We start from the raw sequence: 958 nt of genomic DNA, 5'->3' as shown, positions 1-958 counted from the left end.
GCGGGGTGCCGGGTTCTACGTGATCACCCGCGTCCCCGGCTACCGGCTCGGATGCCGCCTCCTCGGGCTCGCGTCCTACGTCTACGCCGGGGCGCTGCTCCTCGTGAACCAGTGGGAGGCGTTCTTCCCCTCGATGATCGTGCTCACCTTCGGCCTCGTCTTCACCGTTCGCCTCCTCACGCTGAAAGGCAGGGAGGCCTGATGGACACCTGGGCTGACCTCGCCAAGACGCTCCTCACCGCAGCCATCGCCGGCGGCGGGATCGGCGCCATCGTCGCGTGGGCCAAGGAGCGCCGGTTCAACCAGGCCAAGGGCGACGTGGCGGTGCAGACCGTCGAGCTGCAGGTCGACCACACGAGGATGCAGAACCTCGAAGTCCGGTTCGCCCTCGCCGAGCGCGCCTGGGACGAGGAGCGCGAGTCCCTCGTCCGCCGCGTCACGGCCGCCGAGGCTCGTGAGTCGGCGCTCGAGGCGGAACTGGCGAAGAAGGAAGCGAAGATCACGCTGCTCGAGGAGCGGGTCACCCGGGTGCAGCAGGAGCTTCTGGAGGTCACCCGCGAACTCGCCGACCTCCGGAGCGACCGCTGAGGCTGCGCGTGCGCCTCGCTCGGCTCATCAACCGCCTCGCCCTCCGCGTGTTCGTACCGCTCTGCAAGGGCGGATGCCGTCAACCCGTGACCCGCTGCTCCTGCAGCTGGCTGCCACCGCTGCCTGACGAACCGCTCGACTGACCCCTTGGGAGGCGCCGTGTCTGAGCGTCCCGTCTCCCGGCAGCCGTCGTGCCGCTACTGCGACCACGAAGAGCACACGTACACCCGCTGCCACGCCGAGCTCGGCGACCCCACCGCTCTGTGCCCGTGTCCGCCGCACCGCCCCAACGGCATCTACACCTAGGAGTCCCCGATGACCCAGCGCCGCCTCCACGACCTCCCCAGCGTGCTCCGCAAGGCAGGCCTCC

Annotated in this window: 3 protein-coding genes; all 3 read left to right on the top strand. The window is 70.0% G+C overall.

Annotated features, from left to right (window positions below; all coding sequences use genetic code 11):
• The coding region (locus C5C07_RS21415; RefSeq protein ID WP_158546617.1) for a hypothetical protein at positions 1-202 on the top strand (202 nt) is incomplete at its 5' end.
• Positions 202-588, top strand: a complete 387-nt coding sequence (locus C5C07_RS20350; protein ID WP_115806045.1) for a hypothetical protein — start codon at positions 202-204, stop codon at positions 586-588. The genes C5C07_RS21415 and C5C07_RS20350, both read left to right, overlap by 1 nt.
• Before the next feature lie 159 nt (positions 589-747).
• On the top strand, positions 748-894 hold the full coding sequence (locus C5C07_RS21410) for a hypothetical protein (RefSeq protein WP_158546616.1): 147 nt from the start codon (positions 748-750) through the stop codon (positions 892-894).
• Positions 895-958 lie beyond the last annotated feature (64 nt).

The organism is Haloferax sp. Atlit-4N, assembly GCF_003383025.1.
GTDB lineage: Archaea > Halobacteriota > Halobacteria > Halobacteriales > Haloferacaceae > Haloferax > Haloferax gibbonsii.
Note: the sequence above shows the minus strand (reverse complement) of the source record. Positions and strands in the feature narration are given on the sequence as shown.